The organism is Pseudoalteromonas sp. MSK9-3 (genome assembly GCF_003590335.1).
Taxonomy (GTDB): Bacteria; Pseudomonadota; Gammaproteobacteria; order Enterobacterales; family Alteromonadaceae; genus Pseudoalteromonas.
The window spans coordinates 16964-43857 of sequence record NZ_MIET01000003.1 but is presented as its reverse complement, the minus strand read 5'-3'; the positions used below and the strand labels follow the sequence as shown (position 1 = coordinate 43857).

At 42.0% G+C, this 26894-nt stretch carries 28 protein-coding genes; 8 read left to right on the top strand and 20 right to left on the bottom strand.

The genetic code is table 11. The features are described 5' to 3' along the window. Positions 1-499 precede the first annotated feature (499 nt). The gene (locus BGP78_RS00375; RefSeq protein WP_119859550.1) at positions 500-967 is read left to right on the top strand and encodes an RNA-binding protein; all 468 of its coding nucleotides are present in this window, start codon (positions 500-502) and stop codon (positions 965-967) included. On the opposite strand, the gene murI is transcribed toward BGP78_RS00375, so the two are convergent. Together murI and BGP78_RS00365 are read right to left on the bottom strand one after the other, a co-directional pair. Next, entirely contained in the window at positions 957-1763 is an 807-nt protein-coding gene (gene murI / locus BGP78_RS00370; protein WP_119859549.1) for a glutamate racemase, read from the bottom strand. The genes BGP78_RS00375 and murI overlap by 11 nt on opposite strands. Positions 1764-1829: 66 nt before the next feature. Continuing rightward, entirely contained in the window at positions 1830-2930 is a 1101-nt protein-coding gene (locus tag BGP78_RS00365; protein WP_119859548.1) for a DUF5610 domain-containing protein, read from the bottom strand. 185 nt (positions 2931-3115) lie between these two features. Here BGP78_RS00365 and trmA point away from each other — a divergent pair, with 185 nt between their 5' ends. Next, the gene (gene trmA, locus BGP78_RS00360) at positions 3116-4213 is read left to right on the top strand and encodes a tRNA (uridine(54)-C5)-methyltransferase TrmA (protein WP_119859547.1); all 1098 of its coding nucleotides are present in this window, start codon (positions 3116-3118) and stop codon (positions 4211-4213) included. Positions 4214-4220: 7 nt separating this feature from the next. Here the strand turns inward: trmA and BGP78_RS00355 are convergent, their stop codons facing one another. From BGP78_RS00355 to ccoG, 5 genes are all read right to left on the bottom strand, one after another. Further along, positions 4221-4670 carry a DUF523 domain-containing protein gene (locus BGP78_RS00355; protein WP_119859546.1) on the bottom strand — a complete coding sequence of 150 codons (450 nt, stop codon included), beginning with the start codon at positions 4668-4670 and terminating at the stop codon, positions 4221-4223. A gap of 61 nt (positions 4671-4731) precedes the next feature. Continuing rightward, positions 4732-5361: a thiol:disulfide interchange protein DsbA/DsbL gene (locus tag BGP78_RS00350; RefSeq protein ID WP_119859545.1), complete on the bottom strand. Its 630-nt coding sequence runs from the start codon at positions 5359-5361 to the stop codon at positions 4732-4734. Positions 5362-5376: 15 nt separating this feature from the next. Continuing rightward, positions 5377-6000: a thiol:disulfide interchange protein DsbA/DsbL gene (locus BGP78_RS00345; protein ID WP_119859544.1), complete on the bottom strand. Its 624-nt coding sequence runs from the start codon at positions 5998-6000 to the stop codon at positions 5377-5379. A gap of 15 nt (positions 6001-6015) precedes the next feature. Then, a complete protein-coding gene (locus BGP78_RS00340) occupies positions 6016-6990 on the bottom strand; it encodes a serine/threonine protein kinase (protein ID WP_119859543.1) in 975 nt (324 codons plus the stop codon). A gap of 66 nt (positions 6991-7056) precedes the next feature. After that, positions 7057-8484, bottom strand: a complete 1428-nt coding sequence (gene ccoG / locus BGP78_RS00335) for a cytochrome c oxidase accessory protein CcoG (protein ID WP_119859542.1) — start codon at positions 8482-8484, stop codon at positions 7057-7059. A 282-nt stretch (positions 8485-8766) separates the two neighbouring features. Here ccoG and BGP78_RS00330 point away from each other — a divergent pair, with 282 nt between their 5' ends. Together BGP78_RS00330 and BGP78_RS00325 are read left to right on the top strand one after the other, a co-directional pair. Continuing rightward, a complete protein-coding gene (locus tag BGP78_RS00330; RefSeq protein ID WP_119859553.1) occupies positions 8767-9126 on the top strand; it encodes a hypothetical protein in 360 nt (119 codons plus the stop codon). Continuing rightward, positions 9126-9329, top strand: a complete 204-nt coding sequence (locus BGP78_RS00325) for a hypothetical protein (RefSeq protein ID WP_010365407.1) — start codon at positions 9126-9128, stop codon at positions 9327-9329. Before BGP78_RS00330 ends, BGP78_RS00325 begins: the two co-directional genes overlap by 1 nt. On the opposite strand, the gene BGP78_RS00320 is transcribed toward BGP78_RS00325, so the two are convergent. From BGP78_RS00320 to gspC, 13 genes are all read right to left on the bottom strand, one after another. Further along, positions 9326-9922: a UPF0149 family protein gene (locus tag BGP78_RS00320; protein ID WP_259386056.1), complete on the bottom strand. Its 597-nt coding sequence runs from the start codon at positions 9920-9922 to the stop codon at positions 9326-9328. The two genes, BGP78_RS00325 and BGP78_RS00320, sit on opposite strands and share 4 nt — an antisense overlap. Further along, complete coding sequence (locus BGP78_RS00315; protein WP_119859541.1) at positions 9922-10680, bottom strand: type II secretion system protein N; 759 nt, start codon at positions 10678-10680, stop codon at positions 9922-9924. The genes BGP78_RS00320 and BGP78_RS00315 overlap by 1 nt, the downstream gene beginning before the upstream one ends. A gap of 3 nt (positions 10681-10683) precedes the next feature. After that, complete coding sequence (gene gspM / locus BGP78_RS00310) at positions 10684-11157, bottom strand: type II secretion system protein GspM (protein WP_119859540.1); 474 nt, start codon at positions 11155-11157, stop codon at positions 10684-10686. Next, positions 11154-12362: a type II secretion system protein GspL gene (gene gspL, locus BGP78_RS00305; protein WP_119859539.1), complete on the bottom strand. Its 1209-nt coding sequence runs from the start codon at positions 12360-12362 to the stop codon at positions 11154-11156. The genes gspM and gspL overlap by 4 nt, the downstream gene beginning before the upstream one ends. Further along, entirely contained in the window at positions 12359-13345 is a 987-nt protein-coding gene (gspK, locus tag BGP78_RS00300) for a type II secretion system minor pseudopilin GspK (protein ID WP_119859538.1), read from the bottom strand. Before gspK ends, gspL begins: the two co-directional genes overlap by 4 nt. Then, positions 13342-14040: a type II secretion system minor pseudopilin GspJ gene (gene gspJ, locus BGP78_RS00295; protein ID WP_119859537.1), complete on the bottom strand. Its 699-nt coding sequence runs from the start codon at positions 14038-14040 to the stop codon at positions 13342-13344. The genes gspK and gspJ overlap by 4 nt, the downstream gene beginning before the upstream one ends. Positions 14041-14042: 2 nt before the next feature. Continuing rightward, positions 14043-14417 (bottom strand): type II secretion system minor pseudopilin GspI, encoded by a 375-nt coding sequence (gene gspI, locus BGP78_RS00290; protein ID WP_119859536.1) that lies wholly within the window; start codon positions 14415-14417, stop codon positions 14043-14045. Further along, on the bottom strand, positions 14414-15004 hold the full coding sequence (locus tag BGP78_RS00285) for a prepilin-type N-terminal cleavage/methylation domain-containing protein (RefSeq protein WP_259386054.1): 591 nt from the start codon (positions 15002-15004) through the stop codon (positions 14414-14416). The genes gspI and BGP78_RS00285 overlap by 4 nt, the downstream gene beginning before the upstream one ends. A 14-nt stretch (positions 15005-15018) precedes the next feature. Continuing rightward, a complete protein-coding gene (gene gspG, locus BGP78_RS00280) occupies positions 15019-15444 on the bottom strand; it encodes a type II secretion system major pseudopilin GspG (protein ID WP_119859535.1) in 426 nt (141 codons plus the stop codon). Between the two features lie 63 nt (positions 15445-15507). After that, on the bottom strand, positions 15508-16734 hold the full coding sequence (gspF, locus tag BGP78_RS00275; protein WP_119859534.1) for a type II secretion system inner membrane protein GspF: 1227 nt from the start codon (positions 16732-16734) through the stop codon (positions 15508-15510). Between the two features lie 2 nt (positions 16735-16736). After that, positions 16737-18281: a type II secretion system ATPase GspE gene (gene gspE / locus BGP78_RS00270; RefSeq protein ID WP_119859533.1), complete on the bottom strand. Its 1545-nt coding sequence runs from the start codon at positions 18279-18281 to the stop codon at positions 16737-16739. Continuing rightward, a complete protein-coding gene (gspD, locus tag BGP78_RS00265; protein WP_119859532.1) occupies positions 18274-20346 on the bottom strand; it encodes a type II secretion system secretin GspD in 2073 nt (690 codons plus the stop codon). The genes gspE and gspD overlap by 8 nt, the downstream gene beginning before the upstream one ends. 26 nt (positions 20347-20372) lie before the next feature. Next, the gene (gene gspC / locus BGP78_RS00260) at positions 20373-21266 is read right to left on the bottom strand and encodes a type II secretion system protein GspC (RefSeq protein WP_119859531.1); all 894 of its coding nucleotides are present in this window, start codon (positions 21264-21266) and stop codon (positions 20373-20375) included. Between the two features lie 212 nt (positions 21267-21478). Here gspC and hslR point away from each other — a divergent pair, with 212 nt between their 5' ends. From hslR to BGP78_RS00240, 4 genes are all read left to right on the top strand, one after another. Then, entirely contained in the window at positions 21479-21889 is a 411-nt protein-coding gene (hslR, locus tag BGP78_RS00255) for a ribosome-associated heat shock protein Hsp15 (RefSeq protein WP_119859530.1), read from the top strand. 10 nt (positions 21890-21899) lie between these two features. Further along, on the top strand, positions 21900-22745 hold the full coding sequence (hslO, locus tag BGP78_RS00250) for an Hsp33 family molecular chaperone HslO (RefSeq protein ID WP_119859529.1): 846 nt from the start codon (positions 21900-21902) through the stop codon (positions 22743-22745). Positions 22746-23007: 262 nt separating this feature from the next. Then, complete coding sequence (locus BGP78_RS00245) at positions 23008-24546, top strand: phosphoenolpyruvate carboxykinase (RefSeq protein WP_119859528.1); 1539 nt, start codon at positions 23008-23010, stop codon at positions 24544-24546. 231 nt (positions 24547-24777) lie between these two features. Continuing rightward, a complete protein-coding gene (locus BGP78_RS00240; protein ID WP_119859527.1) occupies positions 24778-26808 on the top strand; it encodes a methyl-accepting chemotaxis protein in 2031 nt (676 codons plus the stop codon). The last annotated feature ends 86 nt before the right edge of the window (positions 26809-26894 follow it).

Sequence of the window (26894 nt, the reverse complement as noted above, 5' to 3'; positions counted from 1 at the left end):
TGAGACTCTAATTTTTTTGCGTCACTTCAATCTAAGAAAGAAGGTTCGCTGTTAGAACTCAATCTGTACGAGTGCCCACACAGATGATTGCTTCATATTTTTAAAGAACGTTGCGATGATTAAGCGCTTTGCTTTATCTCGCTAGGGCTGCGCATGTTACGCTTTCCTATTTTTTTGTCAACACTTAATTTTAAATAATTTTTTAAAGCTAAGTTTTACTTGACGCTGACTCGTTTCAGTTTGCTTTTCAGCGTGTTGCTCCGTGTCAGTGGGGTCGCATTATAGGGAGATCCTTTTTTTGATCAAGCCTTTTTTTGATCTTTTTGTTTGTTCGAATAAAAAAGCAGCAAAACTCGCATTATTTGTTATTTTTGTTTATTTTTAATGCTGTATTCTTCGTTATTTGCTGTTTTATTATTGCGAAGTTTATATATATCGCTAATATAGCCACTCGTTTTGTTAAATTAATGTTTATCCCCTGTTTATTGGTAGATCAATTATGAAATCATCAGATCAAAAGCCTTTTATAATCACCATTGCACTTGCTGTGATTGGTTTTCTTATATTGCAATTTGTATTATCTAACATTGCATTAAGCGCCCCTATCCTTTTTGCCGCAGGTATTCTTGTAGGTGGTTTTGCTGTCATTTTTACTTCTGGCGAGGCACAAGAAGCTAAACAAGAAGTAAAAACTAAAACTCTGTACGTAGGTAACTTACCTTATAAAGCCAATGAAGGCGTAGTACGAGAGTTATTCTCTGAACAAGGACAGGTTTTTAGTGTTCGACTATTAAAGGATAAAAATACAGGCAAACGTCGTGGGTTTGGGTTTGTTGAAATGGCAGAACTCGATGCTGATAAAGCAATCTCTGCTTTAAATGATCAAGAGTTCCAGCAGCGCACACTGAAAGTAAGAGCTGCAAAACAAAAGCAATACGACAATGAGGAAGAAATCGCTAGTCACTAAAACTGTTAAGGCTTATTAATTTAATGCTATGCTCATTAGGGCTAATTTTATCTGGAGCCGTTGCATAAAACTGCAACGGCTTTTCTATTAGTAAATCATTTGCATCTAGCATAGCAGGGCACTTGTTTACTTGAACTAATAACGATCTCACTCTCCTTGCAATCGCTTCTCCAGAATCAACAAATGTAACCCCTGAGCCATAAAAGCTTTTGAGATAAGGTGTGAGTATAGGAAAGTGCGTACACCCTAATACAATGGTATCAACCTTAGTCGCGATCCCTATACGTCGTAATTCAGTAGCGACCTCTTCCTCATTGATAGGCCTATTCCAATAAAGTGCTTCAGCAAACTTAACCAAGGAAGTAGAGTGATGACGGTCAACACGCGACCCTTGTGCAAACTGCTCTATCAAACCATGTGTATAAGCATTATTTGATGTGGCTGGGGTTGCTAACAAAGCAATGTGATTGGTGCAGCTAAAACGCACCGCAGGTTTAATCGCAGGCACGACCCCAACAATCGGTATCGTAGTTAAATGTCGCGTGGCGGCAAGTGCTGAGGTAGAGGCGGTATTACAGGCAATAACAATAATATCAACCTTGAGCTCTTGCGCTTCGATATACTGTACTAATGACGCTAACCGTGACCGAATCGTTTGTTCAGACTGCAAGCCATAGGGTAAAAGCGCATTATCCATGACATAGCTAAAATGTGCACTCGGTATGCTTGCTTTTATATGCTCCAGAACACTGGTTCCGCCAATCCCTGAATCAAATACGAGTATATGTGGTGACACGCTTGCGCTCCGCCGCTATCTATTAAGCGAAGTGTGCCACGCACGCAGCAGAAAATGAATCTCTAATTATTGTGCGCTATCTTCTTGCTTATTTAATTGATCAAAAAAGCCCTGCGCATAATCTAAGAATTCATTGAGTCTTGATTGACCTTGGTTCATCCATTCTAAAATATCAGGTAACTGACTCTCTATTCCAAATGCCTTACCACTTTCATTAATACTCTCAAGTTGCTTATCAAGCGGTTGTAGTGCTTTTTCTAAATCTTTCAGTGGATTACTTTGCTGATATTGGCTAATAGCTGCTGTGGTCTTCGTCTGCCTGAGGTCCATAGTGAAGTTTGCTATTTGATCGTTACCTATATTCAGCTCTTTCGCCTTTTCAAATGCATCATCATATTCACCACTGAAAAATGAATCACTGACATTACGAATGTCCTTCATCATTTCATTAATGGCTTTTTGTTCATCTTCATTTAAATCGCCATTCACACTAATGGAGAAGCTCACTTCTTGCTTGTTTTCTTCTGCATAAGCAAAGCCTTCGTTATTGCCTTCTTTGCTGTAGCTTGCTCCTTTATTCTGCGAGTAAGCATCACTGAACGAGATCACAACTTCATCACCTTCTGCAGTCGTGAAGCTATAATCTGCTTGATTTGATAAACTCGCATACTGCGCTGAAGTAACCGACATTTTATCTGGCTGAGGTTCAAATAATGACTTTCCAAATTCATCAAGTCCGCTAAAAATACCCTCTCTAGACTTTTCGATGCCTTCTTCAATCTCATTATTAAAAACACTGCTCTCTTTAAGTGCATCAGTGGCTTCATCAATCCCCATCGTTACACCCTTTCGAGCCTCACCTAGCATATTTCTGAGTTCATCATCATCTTTGCCGTCAGCTTTGGCCTTATTTACAGCACCTTTTACGAAATCTAAAACATTTTTTACGATAGATTCAAAATCAAACAGCGGCTTTTCTTTTTCTGGCTTCTTCTCAATACCCAACGCTTCAGCAAGTTTGTCATCTAAAAATTTCGCGGCCAATTTACTTTTATCGCCGGAATAACTATCTGCATTATTCTGAATAGTCGGCATAAATGGTTTGTTATTACCTGCTTTAAAGGAATTTGCAGGGTTAAGTAATTGATTGAGTTGTCCTATTTTCATAACGTGGCTCCACACGGTGAGACAAGTAGGCTGAAAAGCCAACCGTAATGACTTCGTTATCGGCCAGTTTATATAAACCTAAAGACTTTTAGTATAGAAAGTAAGCGCATTTTTTGCGATTCACTGGACAAATCGGCAACGACGCCTAAAATAGCGCGTCTCTATTTAGTAAGGTAATTCTGATCATGGCCGTCATAACAATTGATACTTCCACTTATGCCCAGCAGCTTGAAGAAAAGCAGCAACGCATTTCTCAACAATTCGCGCGTTTTGATACACCTGAATTAGAAGTATACGACTCACCAAAAACACAGTATCGACAACGTGCTGAGTTTAGAGTTTGGCATGAAGGTGACGATTTATACCACATCATGTTTGACCAAGCGACAAAGCAGAAAATCCGCGTTGATCAATTTGACCCCGCAGCCCCGCTTATCAGTGAGTTAATGGCGGTCATGATGGATAAATTACGCGACAATGAAATACTACGTCGCAAACTGTTTCAAATTGATTATCTATCGACACTGAGCGGTGAGATTCTTATTAGCTTACTTTACCACAAACCACTTGATGAACAGTGGCAAGCAGCAATGGAGACACTGCGCACTGAGTTAAAGCAAACTTATAAAGTTGATTTTATTGGTCGAGCTAGAAAGCAAAAAGTGATTTTCGAACATGACTATGTCACCGAACAATTGAACGTCAATGGGCAGACTTATACGTATCAGCAAGTAGAGAATAGCTTTACCCAACCAAATGCCGTCGTAAATGAAAAAATGCTTACCTGGGCACAATCACTGTGCGCACCATTAGAAAACGATTTACTCGAGCTTTATTGTGGAAACGGAAACTTTTCAATTGCGCTAGCAGGCAGCTTTGATAAAGTGCTCGCCACAGAAATATCTAAACCGTCCGTTCATTCTGCACAATTTAATATTGCCGCGAATAAAGTAGACAATTTAGACATCTTACGTATGTCTAGTGAAGAGTTTACCCAAGCAATGAAAGGCGAACGTAGCTTCTCACGATTAAATGGCATTGACCTTAAAGAATATAATTGCCAAACAATTCTTGTTGATCCACCCCGTGCTGGCATGGATGAACTGACCTGTCGCCTCGTCGCAAATTACGACAATGTTATTTATATCTCATGTAACCCAGACACGCTAGAACGTGATCTAGACTTACTCTGCGAAACGCACAAAGTGTCTCGCATCGCTATTTTCGATCAGTTTCCGTACACCCATCATGTAGAGTCTGGTGTATTTTTACAGCGCAAGTAAATCTGCTTTACCCCAGTACTTTGTTAAGTACTGGGAGTTGTTCTTCACTAAACACACGAATACCATTTTGCTCTAGAAGTTGAGCTGTCCAACCCATCCCTGTCACTTTGCGACCACTATGTGTCCCATCATAAATAATATTTCTGCCACAAGATGGACTCGACTCTTTCAACAAAGCAAACCGTATATTATTGGCTTGGCATTGAGCCAAAGCCAATTTAGCCCCTCGTGCAAATTCAGCTGATACATCAAGGCCGTTATTCGTGACTATGCGCGATTCAACAATCTCAGCTGGCTCTCTAGGAATTGGTAAGCCACCAGCCACTTCAGGACAAAATGACACCACTCTTTGCTGCGCAATAAGCTGAGAGATTAATGGGTGCCTCAACGTCTGTGTTTTGCCATCGTACCGCACTGGTTGGCCGAGCAAGCAGCTAGACACAAGCACTTTATCCAAAATTAATACTCCTAAAACAAAAAGCCCCGCTTATGCGGGGCTTTTTGAGTCTAACAAATTATTACTTCGCAGCAAGATAATTAATTAACTCACTAATTTGTTCTGGTGTCGTCGTTTTAGACTCACGCAAACGTAGTTTGTACTTACCATTAACCACAAAAGTTGGCACGCCAGTCAAAGCGCGCTTATCTTGCATTTGCTTTTGCATGCGCACCATTTTCGAAGCTTTAGTACGAACAGAAAAGCTCTTATAAAGCTTATCAAACTTGTCGCCATCTACCCCTTGAGCAACAAAAATATCTTTCATATCAGCCAGCTCATTAATCTTACCGCGTGTACCATGTAAATGAGTAAAAATAGCACTCACTATCTGATCTTTTTGTGGCAACACTTCTGCGGTAGCTAATGCATTGCTCATGATTTTTTGTACTTTTTCGTCTCGAGTCCCAACAAAATCTACATGGCTTTTCTTAAACTTTACACCATCATCTAATTTAGGCTTCACTTTCGCAATCAACGGCTCAAATGCATTACAAGCCGGGCAATAAAATGAAAAGTACTCAGTTACTTCTGGCTTCTTCGTGCCACGTTCGGAGATCACTTCATAGTGAACGCCTTCTTCAAATACTGCTGCATTGGCCAATAGTGGCATCATCATAGCAACCGCAGCCGCTTTAATTACCTTTAACATTCTTTACTCCAATTCTTATTTTTTCAGCAGGTGCTTTACAAGCTCATTAAGTTCTTCTTGGCTTTGTAGCTCACTCACGTTGATTTTGTATTTATCATTAACAATAAAAGTAGGAACACCTTTAAGTGCGCCTGCTTTTGAAAACTTCTCTTGCGCATCTTGCATCGCCGCTTCCTCGCTTATAATTGGCATTGTCGCCAGTGCCGCATCAAATTGCGCACCTGTAATACCATTAACTTCAAGCAATGTTTTTAGATCAGCAATATTATCTAAAGGTGCTTTTTTAACATGGATGCTATCAAATAACTTTGCTGCAATCTCATCACCTTTACCGACGCTTTTGGCGACAATATAGGCGTAGCTCAAATTACTTTGTACTTCGGCGGGTAAACCACCTAAAAAGTTAACATGGCTTTTTTCAAATACCGCACCTTTAGGTAAGTTATCCGCCAGAGCTTTCGCTATTGGTTCAAATTTAAAACAGTGTGGGCAGTAAAAAGAAAAGAACTCTGTCACCTTAGGAGATGCGCTTTTTTCAGTCGTCAATGTTTGGTAGTGCTTACCGTCAGTAAAATCTGCTGCCATCGCAAATAATGGTAAACAAAATAATAGGATGGATAGTTGTATCTTTTTTAACATCGGTCTCTCTCAAATTTATGGAATTAGTTTCAAAGCGGGTTCATTTAATGCCGCATATTGTTCTTTTAGTGCCAAGACCTGTTGCTCCCAATATTTGTCTGTCGCAAACCACGAAAAGTTCCGTGGGAACGCAGGATCTTGCCACCTTGTTGCCAACCAGCCCATATAATGCACCATTCTCATAGCCCTTAATGGTTCAATCAACCCTAACTGGCGCTGGTCAAAGCTGTGAAATTCTTCGTATCCACACAACATAGTATCTAATTGCATGGCTTTTTCTTGCCTATCACCATTGAGCATCATCCAAAGGTCTTGAATCGCAGGCCCTTGTCGACAATCATCTAAGTCAACAAGCAGTAATTTATCATTTGACCATAAGATATTGCCAGCATGACAGTCTCCATGCAAACGTATTTGTGCCGTATCATAATACGCATTCTGCGTTTTTTCTATGAGCTGATCTAAGATGGTTAAAAATGGCGTTTCCATATACGTCGACAGCAACTGGCTGGACAAAATTGCCTCGCGTGCACGCTCTAAATAATCTTGTGTGTTGATGGTCGGCCGGTGTGTAAACGTCTGACTTCCCGCCACACTGTGTAAACGACCAATATAACGACCTAACATCTCGAGTTGATCTAAATTATCCATTTCAAATTGGCGCCCACCCACACTTGGAAATAAGGTAAAGCGATAGCCCTGATACTCGAATAAAGTTTGCCCATCTCGCTGAATAGGGGCAACCACAGGTACTTCAGCCTCAATGAGACTCAGTGAAAATTGATGTTCTTCCTGTATTTGTTTATCACTCCAGCGCTGCGGCCGATAAAACTTCACCACATATCGACAATTGTCATCTGCTCTAAATTGATAAACGCGGTTTTCATAACTATTCAGTGCTAATAGACCCGACTCTGGATAAATCCCAATGCTCTCAATGGCATCTAAAATTAAGTCTGGTGTTAAGTTGGCAAAGCTAAATTCACTCATACTTCTCTCAAATATTAAAAAAGCGGGGTAAGCCCCGCTTTTATCTTATCACTATAGTGTACTGAATTATCGTCCTTTAAAGAAGTTTGTCTGCTGCGATAACTGTTGCTGAGGGTTATCAACTGGTGCAATAACAAATTCAAACTCTGTCACTGGCTTTTTCAGATCATATGGGTCAATGATCACCGATAAAGGCAGATTCATAGAACGACCCGCCTCAACCTGCAACACCAATTTGCCAATGACCTCATAGTTACTGAGCCCTTTTATCGACACAGAGTATGTTTGAGATGCTTGCGCTTTATTAATGACTTTCAGCGTATAAGTATTTTCTATCAGGCCCTCATAATTCACTCGATATAATTGGTTCCTGTCTCTAATAATATCGAGCTCCATCGGCTTACGCATCGTGATGTTTGCCACTAATGCGACGCACAACACCACTAAAATGAGTAAATAGCCCACCAGCTTACCTCGAACAGCTTTGGTTTGCTCAGATGAGTTTTCAAGATTACGTTCTGTGGTGTATGAGATGAGCCCCGATGCATAATTCATCTTTTCCATCACGCCATCACAAGCATCGATACATGCGCCGCAATTAATACATTCATATTGTAAGCCATTGCGAATATCGATACCTGTTGGGCATACTTGAACACATAGATTACAGTCAATACAATCACCTAACTCCAGCTCTTTGGGATCTTGCTTGCGAGAACGAGGTCCACGAGATTCGCCGCGTTTTTCATCATAGCTGACAGTAAAGGTATCTTTATCAAACATTGCAGATTGAAAACGTGAATACGGGCATATATGTAAGCACATGATCTCCCGCATCCAACCAGCATTACCATAGGTACATACGGTAAAAACAGCAATGCTCCATAGGGCATAACTACTTGCCGAGAGTGTTAACAGCTCAGGCAAGAGTGTACGAATAGGGGTAAAATAGCCTGCAAATGTGATCGCCGTGTACAGTGAAAAGAGCACCCAACAACTGTGTTTGGCCGTTTTTCGCCATAGCTTGTCAAAATTCATCTCGCGTTGATCGAGCTTTTTACGTTGATTTGCCTTGCCTTCGCACTTCTCTTCAAACCATATAAAAATAAAAGTCCAAACTGTTTGTGGACAGGTATAGCCGCACCATACTCGACCATAAAACGTGGTCACAAAAAACAGCGCAAATGCTGCAATCATTAAAATAAAAGCAAGAATAGTTAAGTCTTGTGGTAATAAAGTAAGGCCAAATATGTTGAACTTTTGCTCAAACAAATCAAATAATACCGCTTGCTGCCCATGAAAATTGATCCATGGCAGTAGCATAAACGCCAACATGCCAATAAACCCTATCCTCTGTCGTAGTAATTGGTGCAGACCTTTAACAGCACGAACATAAATACGATTACGAGGATTAAACCTATCCGGTTGGAGGTTATCCGGTTTTTGTATCTTAACCTCACTCGGGATATTCTTTACTTTGATTTCATTGTCCATCTCAGCTCCTTAAGCCGCTACGATCGACAGGCTACTTGCTACAGTGACCCTATTAATAATATGGATATTATAAGCAAGCTTAGTAAGTTATGGATATAAATTCACATAAGAATCACTAAACTAATCAGTAAAACTAACCAAAGGTAACGCTTTAGCCATTTACCCATAAACCTAAAGGCATTATTTTAATAAAGGAAATGTCTACTTCACTTGCTTTTAAAACACGCATTTTATTACACTGGTACCTGTTGTCATGTTACCGAGATCAAAGTTGCCATCGTTATGAAGAAATTTTTAATATTAGTCATTGTGATACTGGGCTTATTTACCATTGATCACCCGATGATCAAAGAACCCAGAGAGGCATTGCTAAATCAAGGGGTTGATATACTCAGTGAATCGAGCAAAGTGCAACGTAGCCCAGCAGCAAAACAAGCCAGAGATGTCATTAGTCGAACCTTATCACTCAGTGCAGAAGAGCAAAGCTATGTTGATAATGCATTGGCAACCGATGATAAGCTCAGAGCATTTCATTTACGCTACTGTAAAGAAAGTGATATGAACCTCTATCTGTATGGCCCTACGTTAATGCAAGTGTGTGATATCACCACGGATGCACTTCATCAAGCGAAGGGGATGTAATGGATTTTAGTCAGCTTAACAAAGCCCGAGCAGCTTCGTTTAACCAGCAAAAAGCACTGTTAAAAAAGTTAGGTCAGGGGAAGACAATTTTATGCGAAACATGTAGTAAACCCTTGTCTCTAGACTTGGCCACACAGGGCATCAAACAAGGTGTTGTGTGCTGCGCTAAAGGCTGCACACATATTGAATTAGAAATAGGCTAGAAGTCGCTCTCTGCATCATATAAACCACAGCTTAATGCGGCGGCTTCAATTAATTGTGCATAGCCATTGGCAAACTCACTTGCGAGTTCAGCCTGCTGCGCAATAAACTCCATCGGCACCGCCCCCGTTTTTTGGCAATATTCTCTTACCTGAGACTCCGCCAAGGAGAAAAAGCTTAACTGCTCTGTTGCCATTTGTAGCGCTTGTTTCAATTCATCGGGCAAGGTCTGTGCATTGAGTAACTTTTCATAATAAGGTTCCGCACCAACTAAGAACCCTTGGCTCCAATGTTGACGACATGTATAACTGCTTTTCTTATCCCACTCTAAGCGGTATTGCTCAGTGTAAACACGTTCACTAATATCATGATGAAATGCCATAAATGCAAACATGACATCCTCCGCTAATGCATTATCATCAGCGGTAATAATGGCTACCCATTGCTCTACTTCCACCGCATCAGGGGAACAAATCTGAGCGAATAAATAACCCGATACCTGCGCTAAATTAAAAGCGCCCTCTCGCATCGACAAATACTCAGTGAGTAATCGTTGATGTGCCTCAGTGTAATTGAATTCAAGCTCATTCATCATTATAAGTTCACCGGGTAACGGCCTTCAGCATCTGGCCGACCTAAAAACTTCACGGCATCATGCACTTCTTTTGGTAATGACGCTTGTGGCTTTATATTACCCGCAACTCTAAATTGAAAATGTTCGGCAAGCACAGCATCAGCTTGTAACCCTAAGTTATTATCAGGGTCCACAAGTACTGCAATATCACCTGATTTACAACTCAGCTCTCCACCTAATGCACCAATATCAAACCACCCACTTAACCCTTGTACGCTAATACCTGGACTACGTATTTCACCTGTTAGTGCCTGACAATACGGCATACCGGTACTAAACGTATCAATGTCTAATAACACGCGTCCTTTAGCTTGAACAGGCAAAGGCAATGTTACCTGTGACATCGCTTGCTCAACACTAAATCTGACTGTGGTATCCGCTAACGTGACAGATTCATTCATCAGACTGACAACAAATAGACCTTTTCCTGAAATCTCACTTTTATCTCTGGCATTACCAAAGTTGATATTGCCTTTTACATCGCCAAGGATCAGCGCACTGGCTTGCAGATCCCAACGCACATTATTCAGTTGGATATTATTTACACGTACTTCACTGACCTTCCCTTGCCACACAGTTCCCGTGATCACCCCCAATTTTAATGAAGGAGGAAGCTGCTTATCTACCAATTGGATAAACACAGCAGCAGGCATGCTGTACAGTGTAAACGCCAAAAATGCCACGACTAAGGTCAACGCTAAGCTAATTATTCTCTTCATCTTTTACTTCTCTAATACTAAGCGACTGACACGCACATACCCAGGCAAATCTCCCTGCGCAATATCCAGGTTCTCTACTTTTAAACCATGCTTATTCGTTAACTCATCAACCCACGCTATCAATTGGTTAAACTCAACAGAATCAATATTGACTCTCAACGCGCCATCACTTGGTTGCATTTTGCTGATGTTGATACTGTATTTACCACGGGTGCGATTCACCAATTGAGATAGGTTTACACGGCTGGTATTTTTAATAGAGGCGCTTGATTTTAATGTCCCAACGCTACTATTCACCCATGCCACCAACTCTTGCTGACGCTGTTTATCTTTGTATGCTTTATCAACACCTTCAGTTAATGGCCGAAAGACTCCCATCACTAAAATAAAAATGATAAAAATACCGCCAGCTAACAGCAATAAACGCTGCTCTTGCTCTTTAAGTGACTGCCACTGTTTTATAATTTGCTGCTTCATGACTCACCTCGTAAGCGGATCTCACCGATGACCACATCACCGTCATTGTTTAATGAGCCCTGCTGAACATTTAAACCACGCTGCTCTAGAATCGCTTTCACTTGGCCAAACGTTTGAAAACCACCTGCTTGAGCGCGAATACGTAATTCATTACGACGACGGTCATAGCGTAATGTCTCAGGCGTAAAGTCCTTCACTTCCCCATATACAGCCACAAAATGGTTTGTTAACTCTAAGAAGCCACCTTGTTCTGCGCCACTCAAGCCTGCTAATTCATTTTTTATTTGCTGACGTAATAAATGGGGGCGAACCACTTTACCTGGAAAAGCTTTTTTGTAAACATCAACAGCCTGAGCTCGGTAATCATCAGCCTGCGACTGATAAATTGCTAACTGCGTACTCTTCACAGCGACGAAAGACAGTACAGCAACCCCTGCTGCTATCACACCACTACGCCAATCACGCCACCATTGGGGCTGTTTTTTCGCGGCAGCAAAAACCCCTTGCTGTAAATTAAAGCTCTGATTTTTCATCTCTTTTGCAAAGATGGCCAAAGGCAAGTCATAGTCACTTTGTTTCGCCGTCTTCGGGGCTACATCAGGCACTGATTCTGCTGGACTATAGTGCTCAATATTATCAGGGGCTAATGCATGTAAGTAATCAGCGCCCCAATTTTTTTCTATTGCACTAATATGCCATTGACCAAAGCGACACAACCACTGATCCGCTAATTCCACCATCGCTAATGTTTTATGCTCTGGTTCAGGGAGCAATAAGGCATCTGGCGTAATACGATGCAGTTCAATATCAAAGTCAGCAAATAGCGAGATCCAGGCCTGTAACCAAGCTTGATCACACAAAGCAATTTGTATGCTGTGTTGCTCATCTTCTTGAACAGGCTTACCGATTGCAATAAACACATCATCGACATCACATGCCAGTTGCTCTTCAAGCATAAAGGGCAAAGCTTGCTCTAATTTACGGTTCCATTTGGTTGGTAATGCCACAGCTTTTAATTGCACTTGAGAGCTTGGCAGTAACAGCGCGGTTTCACGTGTTGCCGCTTTCTCTGTTAACTGAGATAACTCACCACCATTTGTTAATTCACCACTGGCAATTATCTGCTCATCGTGAGCCGAAAATATTAACCAATGTACCGAGTTTTGCTGAGACTGACCAACTCGGATCACCAATTTTTCTGTCACTGTACGCCTCCAAATTTGCGCGCTAAGATAGTCGCTTGACCTTGATTTATTTGTATAATTGAGGTCATAGTAAAAAGCCTTTCATCAAATTCAGCTTTCGCGCGTAACTTAAAATAATTACTATCTACGGTAAATAGCTTACTGGGTTTAGAGCCTTTGCCTGAACCTTGATTCGCCACTTCCGCATAGAATTCATCCACTGTATCAAATCCTTTTTCTGGACGTGCTGAAATAACTGCCTCAGCGCCAGATTCAGATAAACCATCAACTAATGCGCTTAGCAACAACGCTTGCTCCGATTTAACGGTATTCACATTAATATTTAACTCTGTATTACCCGGGATAACGCATACATAGGGCAATAGCTTTTTCATTACAAGCGGGTTAAACCCTTTAATGACTCTCAGTTCCGATACTGACGCTAATAAGTTATTAGCGGTTAAATAAGGGGTTTGTCGAGACATATATTCATCTTCTTCGGCCCCAGAGCCAGTCGTCATACTGTCTTTATCTAACCAGTCATACAGGCTATCGGCTAATGCATCTTCACTTTCTTCAAGCGGTAAATCTTCTATATTCTTCAATAGCTCTAATAGTGCAACATGTGCCGCGTTCGTTTTTACTGTGCTCCCTGACTGATTATCGTCTTTGGGCGCAGCCAATGCATTTAAGTTTAAGCAGGCTTGCAAGTCAGTAACTTCACCACTTAAAGTACCGTCATCAACAGGGTAAGGTACTTCTTCACGCGCCCACGCTTGGCCTAAATGTACTTTATCTGGGTCTTCTTTTTTTGTTTCAATCAGCACTTTTTTTATTAATTCTTCTGCACCATAGCTGTACCACTTGGCTTGCTGGTGTGACTGAATATTTTGTGCTCTTTGTACTTGCACCATTAAATTTGATGCCATTTCAGCGGCAATCGTGGCAGCCAAGGCGACAATAAAAAGCACAATAATTAATGCGGCACCACGCTGCTCTCTCATGAACGGTCTCCCGGTGTCCGCTGCCCATTATTTGAATTAGGGTCATTATTCGGGTTATTTCGACCGTTACCCGAAGCACTGCTGGCCTGTTGCTCTTTGCCATCACCCGGTGTTAGAAATAAGCGACGAATTGGCTCGGCATCTTTAAATTGAATAGTCACCGCGACGGCTAAAGGCAGTGCTTTTTTCTTCCAGTCTTCTTGCCATTTTTGTTTGTCATCTAAGAACTCAAATTTAAGCTCTTCAATATTTTTTAATACCACCTGCACTCGTGGTTCTGAACCATCAAGTTCATCCACATAAATTCGATAAATACGCTCTAAGTTATCATCGACAACGCGATAACCCACCGCTTGCAGCTCTGAGCGAGGTAATAAATTAATAGGGTTAGTCCAACCATCACGCACGAAAACAATCCCGTCGTATTGGCTATTCACCGCATAACGTCCGTGAATAATATAACTCTCGTTGTTATCGCCAGCTTCATTGCGTACTTCGCGCTTTGTCATTTGATTAAAATCTTGGTCCATCAAACGAAATGCTGTTTGCAACGATTCGAGCTCTCCGATGACTTCTTCTGAGGCTTCTTTGGCTCTAAGCGTTGAATTCAATATCTGATGAGTCGCTAAAATAACAAACGCTAAAATCCCCAGCGCCACCATCACTTCTAATAAGGTAAAACCGCGTTGACGCATTGTTATTTACCTTTCAACATAAAAGTCGTCAAATCATAAATGGAGTGTTTTAACTCTTCATCTTGATAAACCGTTACCGTCACTTTCACAAAGCTGGCATCTTCGGTCTTGGTTACTGACTGCTGCCAATACCACTTTTGCCCCGCGAGCTCTTCTTCGCCTTTTTTACCATTCTTGCCGCTCCACTTTTCACCGCTTGAACGCATCATCACCATTTGATTTTCGGCGACCCAAGACGCATAAGTTTGCTCTTCTAAAGAGCCAACATGGGTGATGTGTTCACCGGTGACTTGCATTGCAGCAATACCAGCCATCGCACAAATGCTCAGAGCAACCATCACTTCTAACAGCGTAAAGCCTGCTGATTTTTGCTTCATTCTGGTTCTCGGCGTAAGTTAACTGGTGCGATAAATTCACCTTCAATGAAATAATCACTTTCAGGGTCTTCATCTAACGTCAGGCTCAGCTGAAACGCACTGACCTCACCTGAAGATAAAAGTAATACTTGTGGCACTTTTAGCTTTTTAAGCTCCAGTAAACTGGCTTCATCGCCGGTGCCCATTAACTCCCGCCAGTTTGATTGTTCTAATAAATTATCTTGTGCCCAGTCGAGTCCTTCAATGGTTAAGTTAACTTTGTAATCATCTTCGAACTTGATGGGTTTATATAAGTCTTCCCCATCAAAGGTAACCCATTTATCCCCATCAAAAACCAAAAACTCGAGTGTTTTTTTGTCTAAATGAAACCCCAATTCAACCTGGTTTAAAACCGCAAACTCCGATGCCAAGTTGATCACACCATGCGTTCGAAGCGCCTTTTTTTCAAGCGCCTCTTCCATATTGCCATCCAAGTTATAGGTGACTAACTTGGTGGCAAATGCAATGATCGTCAGCACAACAAGGATTTCAATTAAGCTAAACCCTTGCTGACGTTTCATCGGTGTAAGGTGGTTTTTATTCATCATAATATGACAAGCACTTAAGACTGCTCTTCAGGATCCCAGTTACCGATGTCATCTTCAGTCCCCACTTCACCATCTGGACCCATTGAAAATATATCAATTTTACCCATCTCACCTGGGCTCAATAATTGATAAGGGTTACCCCATGGATCTTCTGGTAATTCAGAAATATATCCGCCTTCAGGGAAACGCTTTGGCACTGGATCTATGGTTGTTTCATTTACCAGCGCTTCTAGCCCTTGCTCAGTGGTTGGGTACTTTTTATTTTTCAACTTATACATGCTCATGGCATCTTCAAGTTGTTGAATATCTAAGTGCGCTTTATCTATTTGCGCTTCTTCTTGTTGACCCATAATATTAGGTGCAACAATCGACATGATCATTCCAATGATCACCAGTACTACCATCACTTCTAACAGTGAGAAACCACCTTGTTTTTTCACAATATATACCTCAATTAATTATTAGTTCTCTTATGTACTAAACGACATAACCACTATTTTTGACTACAAACCAATCGCTTGGTTCATTGCCATAATAGGTTGTAAAATTGCCATCACGATAAACAATACAATTATCGCCATGCTGGCTATCATGGCAGGCTCTAGCAACGCTAACGACACACTGACCATACTTTCAAATTCTCTGTCTTGGTTATTTGCAGCACGTTCTAACATTTGCTCTAGCTCACCAGACTTTTCACCACTGGCAATCATATGTAGCATCATCGGTGGAAACAATTTCGTTTGCTGCAAAGCTGCGCGTAGGCTCGCACCTTCACTTACTCGCGTGGCCGCTTCCGCGACTGCAAACTTTATTTTTTGATTCTCAAGGACCTTACCCGCAATCTTCATACCCTCTAACAAGGGCACCGAGCTTGATGATAAAATACTGAGTGTTCGTGCAAAACGTGCGGTATTAATACTTCGGCTGATCTTACCAATACCGGGTAAAATCATTATCTGACTGTCATACCAAAACCGAACTTTAGGGCGTTTTAGCGCTTGCTTTATACCAAATGTCCCGCCCACTATCACCACAAGACTTATCATCCAATAAGACTGAACAAAGTTACTTGCCGCCATAACCCACTCGGTCGTCCAAGGTAGTACTTGTTTTGACTTTTCAAAAGTTTTTAAAATTTGTGGTACCACAGTGCCCAACAAAACAGACACGATGGCGATTGCAAAAATAACCAAAATAGTTGGGTAGACCATCGCTTGGGTAATTTGACTGCGCATATGTTGGCGCTGCTCGGTATAATCAGCAAGACGATTGAGTACTTGGTCTAAGTGACCCGACTTCTCACCCGCAGCAACCATCGCGCGATACAAGTTATCAAATACATGGGGAAACTCAGACATACCATCGGCGAGGGTATATCCCTCAACCACTTTAGAACGAACTGACATGAGCATGCGTTTAAGGCGTGGCTTTTCACACTGCTCAGCCACCGCCATCACTGCGGCTTCAACTGGCAAAGATGACTGGATCAACGTCGCTAATTGACGTGTAACCAAAGCCAAATCCGCAACCGACGGCTTATAACCTTTAAATAACTGAAAGCCATCTGACGACTGTTGCTTATCTTTTTCTGCAGCAGGTGCGACTTCCAAAGGCATCAGCGCCTTTTCACGTAGCATCTGTCGCACTTGTTTTGCCGTATCGGCTTCTAGTATGCCTTTTTTTTCTTTGCCTTTGCCATCCAAAGCGCGGTATTCAAATGCAGCCATGCTTAACCTTCCTCGCGAGTCACTCGCAATACTTCTTCTAGCGTTGTCTTACCCGCTAATACGCGCGAACAACCATCTTGGCGAATACTTGGGCTATGTGTACGGATATATTTCTCTACCGCTTGTTCACCCTTACCATTATGGATCAGCTCTCGAATATGCTCATCGACAATCAATAACTCATGGATACCCGTTCGGCCTTTGTAGCCGTTGTAATTACACTCTTCACAACCAACCGCACGATAAATGGTAGTGTTCTCTCCCTTTGGAATGCCAAGTAATTCACATTCCCCATCATCCGCATAGTGCCCTTCTTTACAGTTAGGGCACAAGGTTCTCACTAAGCGCTGTGATAACACACCGAGTAAAGATGATGAAAGTAGGAAAGGCTCAACGCCCATATCTTCCATTCGGGTAATCGCACCTGAAGCGGTATTTGTGTGTAATGTTGACATCACTAAGTGACCAGTCAAAGATGCCTGAACTGCAATCTGACCTGTTTCTAAATCTCGAATCTCACCGACCATGACCACATCCGGATCTTGACGCAGTATCGCCCGTAAACCCCGAGCAAATGTCATATCAACTTTTGCATTAACTTGGGTTTGACCAATACCGGGGATCTCATATTCAATCGGATCCTCGACTGTGAGAATGTTACGGTCTTTGGAGTTTATTTGGCTCATACCTGCATATAACGTGGTACTTTTACCTGAACCCGTCGGGCCTGTAACCAAAATAATACCGTGTGGCTTAGCAATAATACCGGCAAACAATTCACGGTTTCGCTCAGTCATCCCTAAATCTTCGAGGTTTAAACGCGCATTATTTTTATCTAATAGACGTAAAACAACACGCTCGCCAAAGCTTGAAGGCATCGTTGATACCCGTACATCAACTGCTCGACCAGCTATACGTAAGCTGATCCGGCCGTCTTGAGGAATACGCTTTTCAGCGATATCCAGCTTCGCCATAACTTTAATACGCGATACTAACAACGAGGCCAATTTACGATTGGGTTTTAATACCTCTTTAAGCACACCATCAACCCTAAAGCGGATCACTAATGCTTGTTCAAAGGTTTCAATGTGAATATCTGACGCACCTTCTTTGATCGCTTCACTGAGCATCGCATTGATCAGTTTAATGATTGGTGCATCATCATCTGCCGCTAATAAGTCTTCCGTTTGTGGAAGCTCTTCCGCCAGAGAAAATAAATCAACTTCGTTGCCAATGTCTTCCATCATTTGCTGTGTTTCAGAACTATCACGTTGATAAGACTCTTCCAACAACAGTTCAAACTTATCATCATCTAGCTGTATTAGCTTAAAGCCACCACCAGCGACACGACGAACTTCCAATAATGTATTGACTGAAAGCTCACCCCGATAAAATACATTCAGCTCGTCAGGCGTTTCACTGAGTAAAACCCCTTCTCTTCGTGCATACGCAAACGGTAAACGCAAACGTCCACCTTGTTCGCTCTCATCTTGCACTGGCACCTCTGCACTTACTTCAGCCAGCGTATCAAGTTGGCCATCAGTCATTGCTTTCTTGCTCTTTCTTGTTCTTACCACTTAAGAATTCTTCGTACGTCGGTGGTAATACTAATGCGTCATCCCACTCAGGTAAAATAGGCGTATCTTCCGATGGCATCAATTGAATACCCGCTTCATTACGCTTGACTTGTTCGCTGCGAATAAAGTTATATTTAGCGTGGCTCAATTCATTCATGCTACGGCTATCACGTACAATCGTTGGCCGAATAAAGACTAATAAGTTACGTTTGCTCTTTTTCGTATTAGTTGATTTAAACAAGTGACCTATAAACGGAATATCTCCTAACAACGGCACTTTAGAAACACTTTCTTGAACATCTTCATCAATCAAGCCACCTAAAATAACCATGCCACCATCATCAGCAATCACCGTGGTATTAATCGCACGTTTATTGACGGAAATATCAACCGCTGTTGCCCCGCTAACACTCGATACTTCTTGTTCGATGGTCAACTGCACTGCACTGCCATCATTAATTTGCGGAGTTACTTTAAGTTTAATACCCACTTCTTGACGGTCTACGGTTTGGAATGGGTTAGAATTATTTTCACCCGGAGTTGAACCAGTAATGATAGGAACTTCTTGGCCCACAATCATCGATGCTTCTTCGTTGTCCATGGTGGTAATAGACGGAGTAGCTAGAATATTAGATTTCGTATCCGTTGAGATAGCTTGAACAATCGCGCCCCAGTCATTTTTAACAATACCCATAGCCAAGCCATTAACACCACCAAGCAATTGACCCAAAGGACCTAAGTCACCCTCTTCTGTTCGCACAGTGTTAGAAACCGCATTATCATCAGTACCAACAATGGTTCCTTTAACTTCTTTGTCTTGCGCCAACTTCGCAGCAACAGCTAAAGACCCCACAGGCACTGTGCTACCGTTATTAAATTGCAGCATACCGCCTTTTTCTGAGATCCACTGTAAGCCAAAGTTAACACCGTCACCTTCTTGTACTTCAACAACGATGGCTTCAACTAACACTTGCGCACGGCGAATATCTAGCTTTTCGATAACGGAAGTTAAAGAGCGCATGGTGTCTGGTTGCGCCGTGATAACCAGTGAATTTGAATCAGCATGCGCTTCAATACTGGTATCATTTCTATTATTACGAGAACGAGACGATTTATTATTACCGGCTTTATTCTCTTCTTGCAGAGTTTTACTCACCCCTTGTAGCACTTTAACTAAGTCTTCAGCAGTCGCATAATTTAGATAAAATACCTTGGTATTACCTTGGCTTTCTAGCTCGCCGTCTAAACGCTTGATCAAATCAGTCGCACGGCTACGCGCTTGAGATTCACCACTGACAATCACACTGTTGGTTCTGCTATCTGCAACCACTTTTGGGATCAAAAACTCAGGCACACTGTTTTTGCCCGTGCCTTTATAAATACTTTCAACTACTTTGACGACATCATCTGCCGTTGCATGCTTAAGATTAATGATCTCAACACGCTTATCACCTGCCTGGTCAACCGACCGGATAATATCTACTAGCCGATTCACCGATGCAGCGTGGCCAGTTAACATCATGACATTCGCAGAGCTAAAGTTTGTAACATGCCCACCGTCTTTTTGGTCACTAAATTGCCTGATCAACGGGCCTAACTCTTGAACGCTGACATTTTTAACACGAATAACGCGTGTTACCATGACATCGCCATTACCAAACTCTTGACCTTTAACAAGAGGCACGTTGCCCTTTTTGCCATCAGAGCTACGTACGACTTTAAGCACACCGCTGTCCATCTCCATGACAGAGTAGCCATATACTTCTAATACATTAAGGAAAAATTGATAATAGATGGTTTCATCCATCAACTCATAGCTGCGCACGTTTATATTGCCACGCACATTCGGGTCGATAATGATGGTTTTGTTTAAGTTTTTGCTGATAATGTAAATGAATTCATTGATGTCAGTCCCCTTAAAGTTTGCTGCATATTCAACAGCAGAAACTGACAGAGATATACCAGCGGCAAACATCAGAGCTGCATACTTAGCTAACCCTTTTTTGATTGTTGTGAGGTGTAGCTTATTACCCATTCTTTTAAACTCCAAAATTAGTATCTTTACAGGCTAAATTGCACCGACATAGTTTGTCCATCTCGTTCAACCGTTATGCTTGCATCTGAGCTATTCCGTAGCTCATTCATAGCAGACATAGCCTGTTTCATATCCGTGAGTTGATAGCCGTTTATTGAAACCGCTAAATCATTATTTTTGAGCCCCATTTCGCGAAAAAGTTCAGGGTCTTTTCCTGGACTTAATCGGTATCCTATGAGCTTACCGTCCTTCATTGCCCGAGAAATTCTTATATAATCAAATAATTTACCGGGCTCTTTTAATAATTCATCACGACGCTCTGCTAACTGTGATGCAGCACGTTCGCTAATTTGTCTATTTACAGGCGGTGTTTTATTTGCTTTTGATGCGACGGGCATCGCTACATTTTTTGAATACTCTATACCGTCTAACATCAATGTCTCAAATCGACCACTCACATCTAAAATGACACGATCTGGCAATACCCGAGACAGCTTGGCACGCGTACCTTGAATCGCTTCTTTCACTTCATAAGTAGATTGTCGACCTTGAGATTCAATAATCGCTAAGCCTGCGCCATCATCCAAACTCACCGCAACAATACCGGTCAACCGCACATTTAACGTTGTCTCAGGTGCATCGGAGATAATCGGTTCTGGCTTTGCTTGTGCTTTAGCATCCGCTCGGCCAAACAAATGCTGACCTATAATGCTTTGTGTATTGACCGTTTTATTGCCCGCAGCATAAACAGATGATTGGTTTGGGAGAGGCTGATTTACAGGCTGTGGCCATAACAACCAGAACATTTGTGATAACAGATAAGCAATATACACAACAACTAGCAGCACGACTGCACGACTCAGCTTAGCGTGGGGTAATGCCAATAAAGCTTTCTGTAACTGTTGTAGTTGTAATTCCATATGCGACTTTTTCTTATTCTACGGTAGCAGCCCAGTGTACCCTTTAAGCAAAAATTCAACAAGCATCCAAATATGACACTTTAAGTTACTCAGAATACACACTCAATGATGCAACTCAGACCCATCGTAAGACCTGCTTTGCAAACTTTTGTTCAATGCCAAAATATGTTAGATTTCGGCTATTAATTCACACTCTACATGGTTAATAAATTGTGACTAAAAATTCATCTGTATCAGACGAAAAAAACGTGGGAGTTAGACTCGACAAATGGCTTTGGGCCACTCGCTTCTATAAAACTAGAGCGCTCGCACGTGAAATGATACAGGGGGGTAAAGTACACTATAACGGCCAGCGCTGTAAACCCAGTAAAATCACAGAGGTAGGCGCTACGGTAAAGCTGGCACAGGGATTTGATGAAAAAGAAGTGACTATTTTAGTGCTTTTTGACAAGCGCCAAGCCGCGCCAATCGCCCACACGGCGTACCTAGAGTCGGAATCTAGTATCCGTAAACGCGAAGAAAATGCCATCGCAAGAAAAAACAATAGTTTTTTTGCTCCACATCCTGTTAACAAACCGGATAAAAAGCAAAGACGCGAACTGTTAAAACTGAAATCAAGCTAGGATTTAATCAATGCAACCCGATTTACTACATCGCTATATTTTTGACGAACTTGATGTTCGTGGCGAACTTGTCCAAATTTCACAGACCTTCAATGACATTCTCGCAGGTCATGACTACCCAGAGCCCGTGAAGCACTTATTAGGGGAATTGTTAGTCGCGACCAGTTTACTGACCGCAACGTTAAAATTTGAAGGCGACATTGCTGTGCAGCTACAAGGCGATGGTCCGGTAAAGTATGCTGTTATTAATGGTGACCACCAACAAAACATGCGTGGCATTGCACGTATGCAAAGTGAAGTAACCGGTAGCAGAATCTCCGACTTAATTGGTCATGGCCATATGGTCATCACAATTACACCGGTTAAAGGCGAACGTTACCAAGGCATTGTTCCGCTGACAAAAGAAACATTGGCAGAGTGTATTGAAGACTACTTCACCCAATCAGAGCAGCTCACGACTCGATTATGGTTTGCCACTCAAACCGCTACTGACGATGTGAAAGCCGCAGGTCTATTTTTGCAGGTTTTGCCTGTTAATAAAGAAAAATCTCAACAGGATTTTACCCATTTAGAGGCGTTAAGCCACACGGTAAAAGATGAAGAGTTATTAGAGCTAGATGCACAGACAGTGTTAACTCGTCTATATCATGAAGATAACCCACAATTGTTTGAGCCACAGGAAATCAACTTTGTTTGTGGTTGTAGCCGAGATAAAACCATTGCCGCATTAGTGAATGTTGGCCAAGAAGCGTTATTAGAAGATGTTCAAGCTCAAGGCGAAGTGGTCATTAGCTGCCACTACTGTCTGACAGATTACCGTTTCAATGAACAAGATATTCGCAATATTTTTAACTAAATATACGGTTGCACCTAAATTGAATACCAAGCCGTCAAAATGACGGCTTTTTTGTGTTCAAAAAATGATACCGGTGTCATTTAAATGTGACTTTCAATGACACCGGTATCATTGAAATTATTCAAGTTTTTTGGCAAATTAATGTGATTTCAGGCCCTACAAAGGCTCGAATATCTCAATATCATCTGTTACTATCAATTCAGCTTAAGGTTAGTAAGAACTCAGAGCTATCCCGTTCAATTCTCACATTTTAGGTAATAACATGACTTCAAGCGCTACTCGTTTTGTCGATTTAACTGCAGCTGAACTTGTCGAACTCGCCATCTCTCGCGGCGAAGGAACTTTGGCCGCAAACGGAGCATTCGTTGCAAAAACTGGTCGTCGCACTGGCCGCTCTCCAAATGACCGTTTTATCGTTAAAGAGCAAAGCACTGAAAATGATATCCAATGGGGAAAAGTAAACCGCCCATTCGATGCTGATAAATTTGACGCTCTTTGGACACGTGTTGAAGCACATGTACAAAGCGGTGACCACTTCGTCTCTCACCTTGAAGTGGGTGCTGATCCTGAGCACTATTTACCAGTTGTGGTTACCACTGAAACTGCGTGGCACCACATCTTTGCAAAAAACATGTTTATTGAACCTAACAAGTACAACAGTGCTGACTTACCACAATGGCAAGTTATGAATGTTCCTTCATTTGTTTGTGACCCTGAGCGTGATGGGACCAACAGTGATGGCACTGTGATCATTAACTTTGCCGAACGCAAAGTGCTGCTTGCTGGCATGCACTACGCAGGTGAAATGAAGAAGTCGATGTTCTCTGTACAAAACTTCTTGCTTCCTGCTAAAGGCGTGTTACCAATGCACTGCAGTGCAAACGTTGGTGAAGCAGGCGACACCGCGTTATTTTTCGGTTTGTCTGGTACGGGCAAAACCACATTATCAGCCGATCCAACTCGCTTCTTGATCGGTGATGATGAGCATGGCTGGGCACCGGGCAGCGTATTTAATATTGAAGGCGGCTGTTACGCCAAATGTATCGACTTATCGCAGAAAAATGAGCCGGTAATTTGGAACGCAATTAAATTTGGCACCATCTTAGAAAATGTTGTGTTAGATGAGAATCGTACACCTGATTTCAACGATACCAGCTTAACGCAAAACACGCGTGCAGCTTACCCGCTTGAGCATGTTGAAAAGCGTAAAGTTGAAAACCGTGCTGGCGAGCCAAAAGCAGTGGTATTCTTAACGTGTGACGTGAGTGGTGTTTTACCGCCAGTTTCTGTTTTATCTGAAGAAGCCGCTGCATATCATTTCTTAAGTGGTTATACCGCAAAGGTAGGCTCAACTGAGATTGGTTCAACGTCTGATATTGAGTCAACGTTCTCTACGTGCTTCGGCGCGCCTTTCTTCCCACGTCCTGCTGGCGTATATGCAGAGCTACTTATGAAGCGTGTACGTGAATTTGATGCAAAAGTATACCTTGTGAATACAGGCTGGACTGGTGGCCCTTACGGCATTGGTAAACGTTTTGATATTCCGACGACACGTGCTGTCATTGATGCGATTGTATCAGGTACTTTGGCCGGTGTTGAAACAACACACATTGAATCACTAAACCTAGACGTGCCAGTGGCAGTACCAGGTGTTGATACTAATTTGCTTAACCCAATTAATACGTGGGAAGACAAAGCCAAGTATGCTGAGTATGCTGCAAAATTAGCAGCAGATTTCCAAGAAAACTTTACCAAGTATGACGTCTCAGACGCCATCAAACAGGCCGGCCCTCGTAGCTAACTTGTTATAGAGTTTTACTAAAAACGCCCTCAGTGGGCGTTTTTTCGTTTATATACTAAACCTATTCTACACTCATCAGTCGTTAGTATTTCGCAATAAATAATTACAAGTGTGAATAAATACTGACATATCATCCGCGCTATTATTTGTTATCTGTGCCTAAAAAGTGGTAAAGCACGCGGAGTTATGGTTTGATTAAGCTTTGCTCAATCCTAATAAAAAGAATATGTCATGCTTGAAAACTTATCTTTGAGGAAAAAGATCCTCTTACTTATTGGCGGCACCATCTCCGTTTTACTTATCATCGCCTCAAGTTACTTTGTTAACCATATCGCTTCATTATCACGCAATAGTATTGAAAGAGAGGCGCAAAGCCATCTGTATTCAGAAAAGCTCTCTATGGAAGCATTTTTTGCACAATACGGTAAGTTAGTCACGACTTTTGCTAATAACACCAGCTTGGTTAATTTCTTCAGCCAATATGACCAAAGAGAAAGTAAGCTTGAAACTCAACCTGGTTACCTTGAAGTCAATAAAGACTTCGTTAACCTGACAGTGAACGATGATAATATTTTATCAACCTTCTTTGCCTCCGCCATCACAGGGGAATACTTTAAAGAAAACGAGCGGACCTCTCGTTTTTCTGATGGCCGTGAGTATTACGCATATAAACGTGGTTGGTGGCCAGAAGCCATGAAAATGGGTGGCTTACATGTTAGCCCTGTCTCAGTGGATGCCAATACGGGTGACGTCTCTGCGGTGATAAAAGAGCCTATCTATAATGATCAACGTCAACTCATTGGTATTGCCGGTATTGATTTGCAAATGGCCAACGTCAACGCGCTGGTAGAAGACATTCGATTTAATGATCAAGGATACGGATTTTTACTAGATAGTGATTTAAAAGTTGTGCATTTATCAGAGCAAACAGGCCATCAATTATCTATTACTGATGAAGGCCCCAATGGCAAAGAAGGATTGGATGGGTTAGAAAAGCAATTCAATAATACCTCTGGCTTTAATGCGCTCAATAGTGCAATAAAAAATAACGCTTCGGGCACCGCATATGTCATGTTTAAGGGAAATGAATACTACGTAATTTTTAATAGTGTGCAATTAGATAGCCCTATTCTCGATTGGCATGTTGGACTCATGATCCCTGTCAGCTTAATTAACGCGCCAGTAGAAGAAGCGGTCATGACCACGACTGTTTCGGTCATCGTTATTATCTTTATTATTGTATTAATGATTTTATGGGCCACACAGTTAATTACCAAACCCATTACCACATTAACAGAGACAATGAGAGAGATAGCCTCTGGTGATGGCGATTTAACACGCCGTATCAATATCGCCAGTAAGGATGAAGTGGGGCAATTAGCTCAGCACATGAATACCTTTATTGATAAATTACGTGCCATGATGCTAGATACCGCAGCTCAAGCCTCGCAGCTAGGCAACGCATCAGAACAACTCAGTGCCGTCTCATCCAGTACCAATCATGAAATTCAACAAGAAAAAGAGCAAGTTGATAGTGTAAGTGCGGCCGTGACACAAATGGCTGCGACTGTCACCGAAATATCACGCAATGCGCAAGAGACCAATCAAGCAGCTGAACTGGTGCAACGTATGACCAATGACGGCACCACTCGCTCAACTCAAGCACAGGCTGATATGACTAATCTAGCAACTCATATTGGTGAAGCTGCCAAAGTTGTCGCGGGGCTTGAGCAAGAGACCAGTAATATCGGTGCGGTGATTGATGTGATAAATAGCATCGCAGAACAAACGAACTTACTCGCGCTTAATGCAGCTATTGAAGCGGCAAGAGCCGGTGAACAAGGTCGTGGTTTTGCGGTCGTGGCTGACGAAGTACGTTCTTTGGCAAGTCGTACACAGGAATCGACTGACGACATTCAAAAGATGATCTCTAAGTTACAGCAAATAGCGCAACAAGCATCCACCATGATGCAACAAGGACAGCAGCAGGCTGAGGGGTCAGTATCGCAAACACAAGATGTACTCGACTCGTTGCAAGACATTTCAGGCTCAGTAACCACAGTACAAGATCAAAGCCATCAAATTGCCACCTCGACAGAGCAGCAAACCGTGGTTGCAGAAGACATTAACAGCAGCTTAAATGCCATCAACGATCTAGTAAATAGTACCGCTCATCACGCCCACACCTTGGCTGATGAAGCAAAGGACTTAAATGACTTAGCACGTGCTTTAAACAGCACGGTGAATCAATTTAAGCTTTAAATCCCCCCCACAACACATGCCAGCTTTTGGCATGTGTTGATTTGCGATAGATCAACACGCAGCCTCCACTTCTCTTTTACACTATT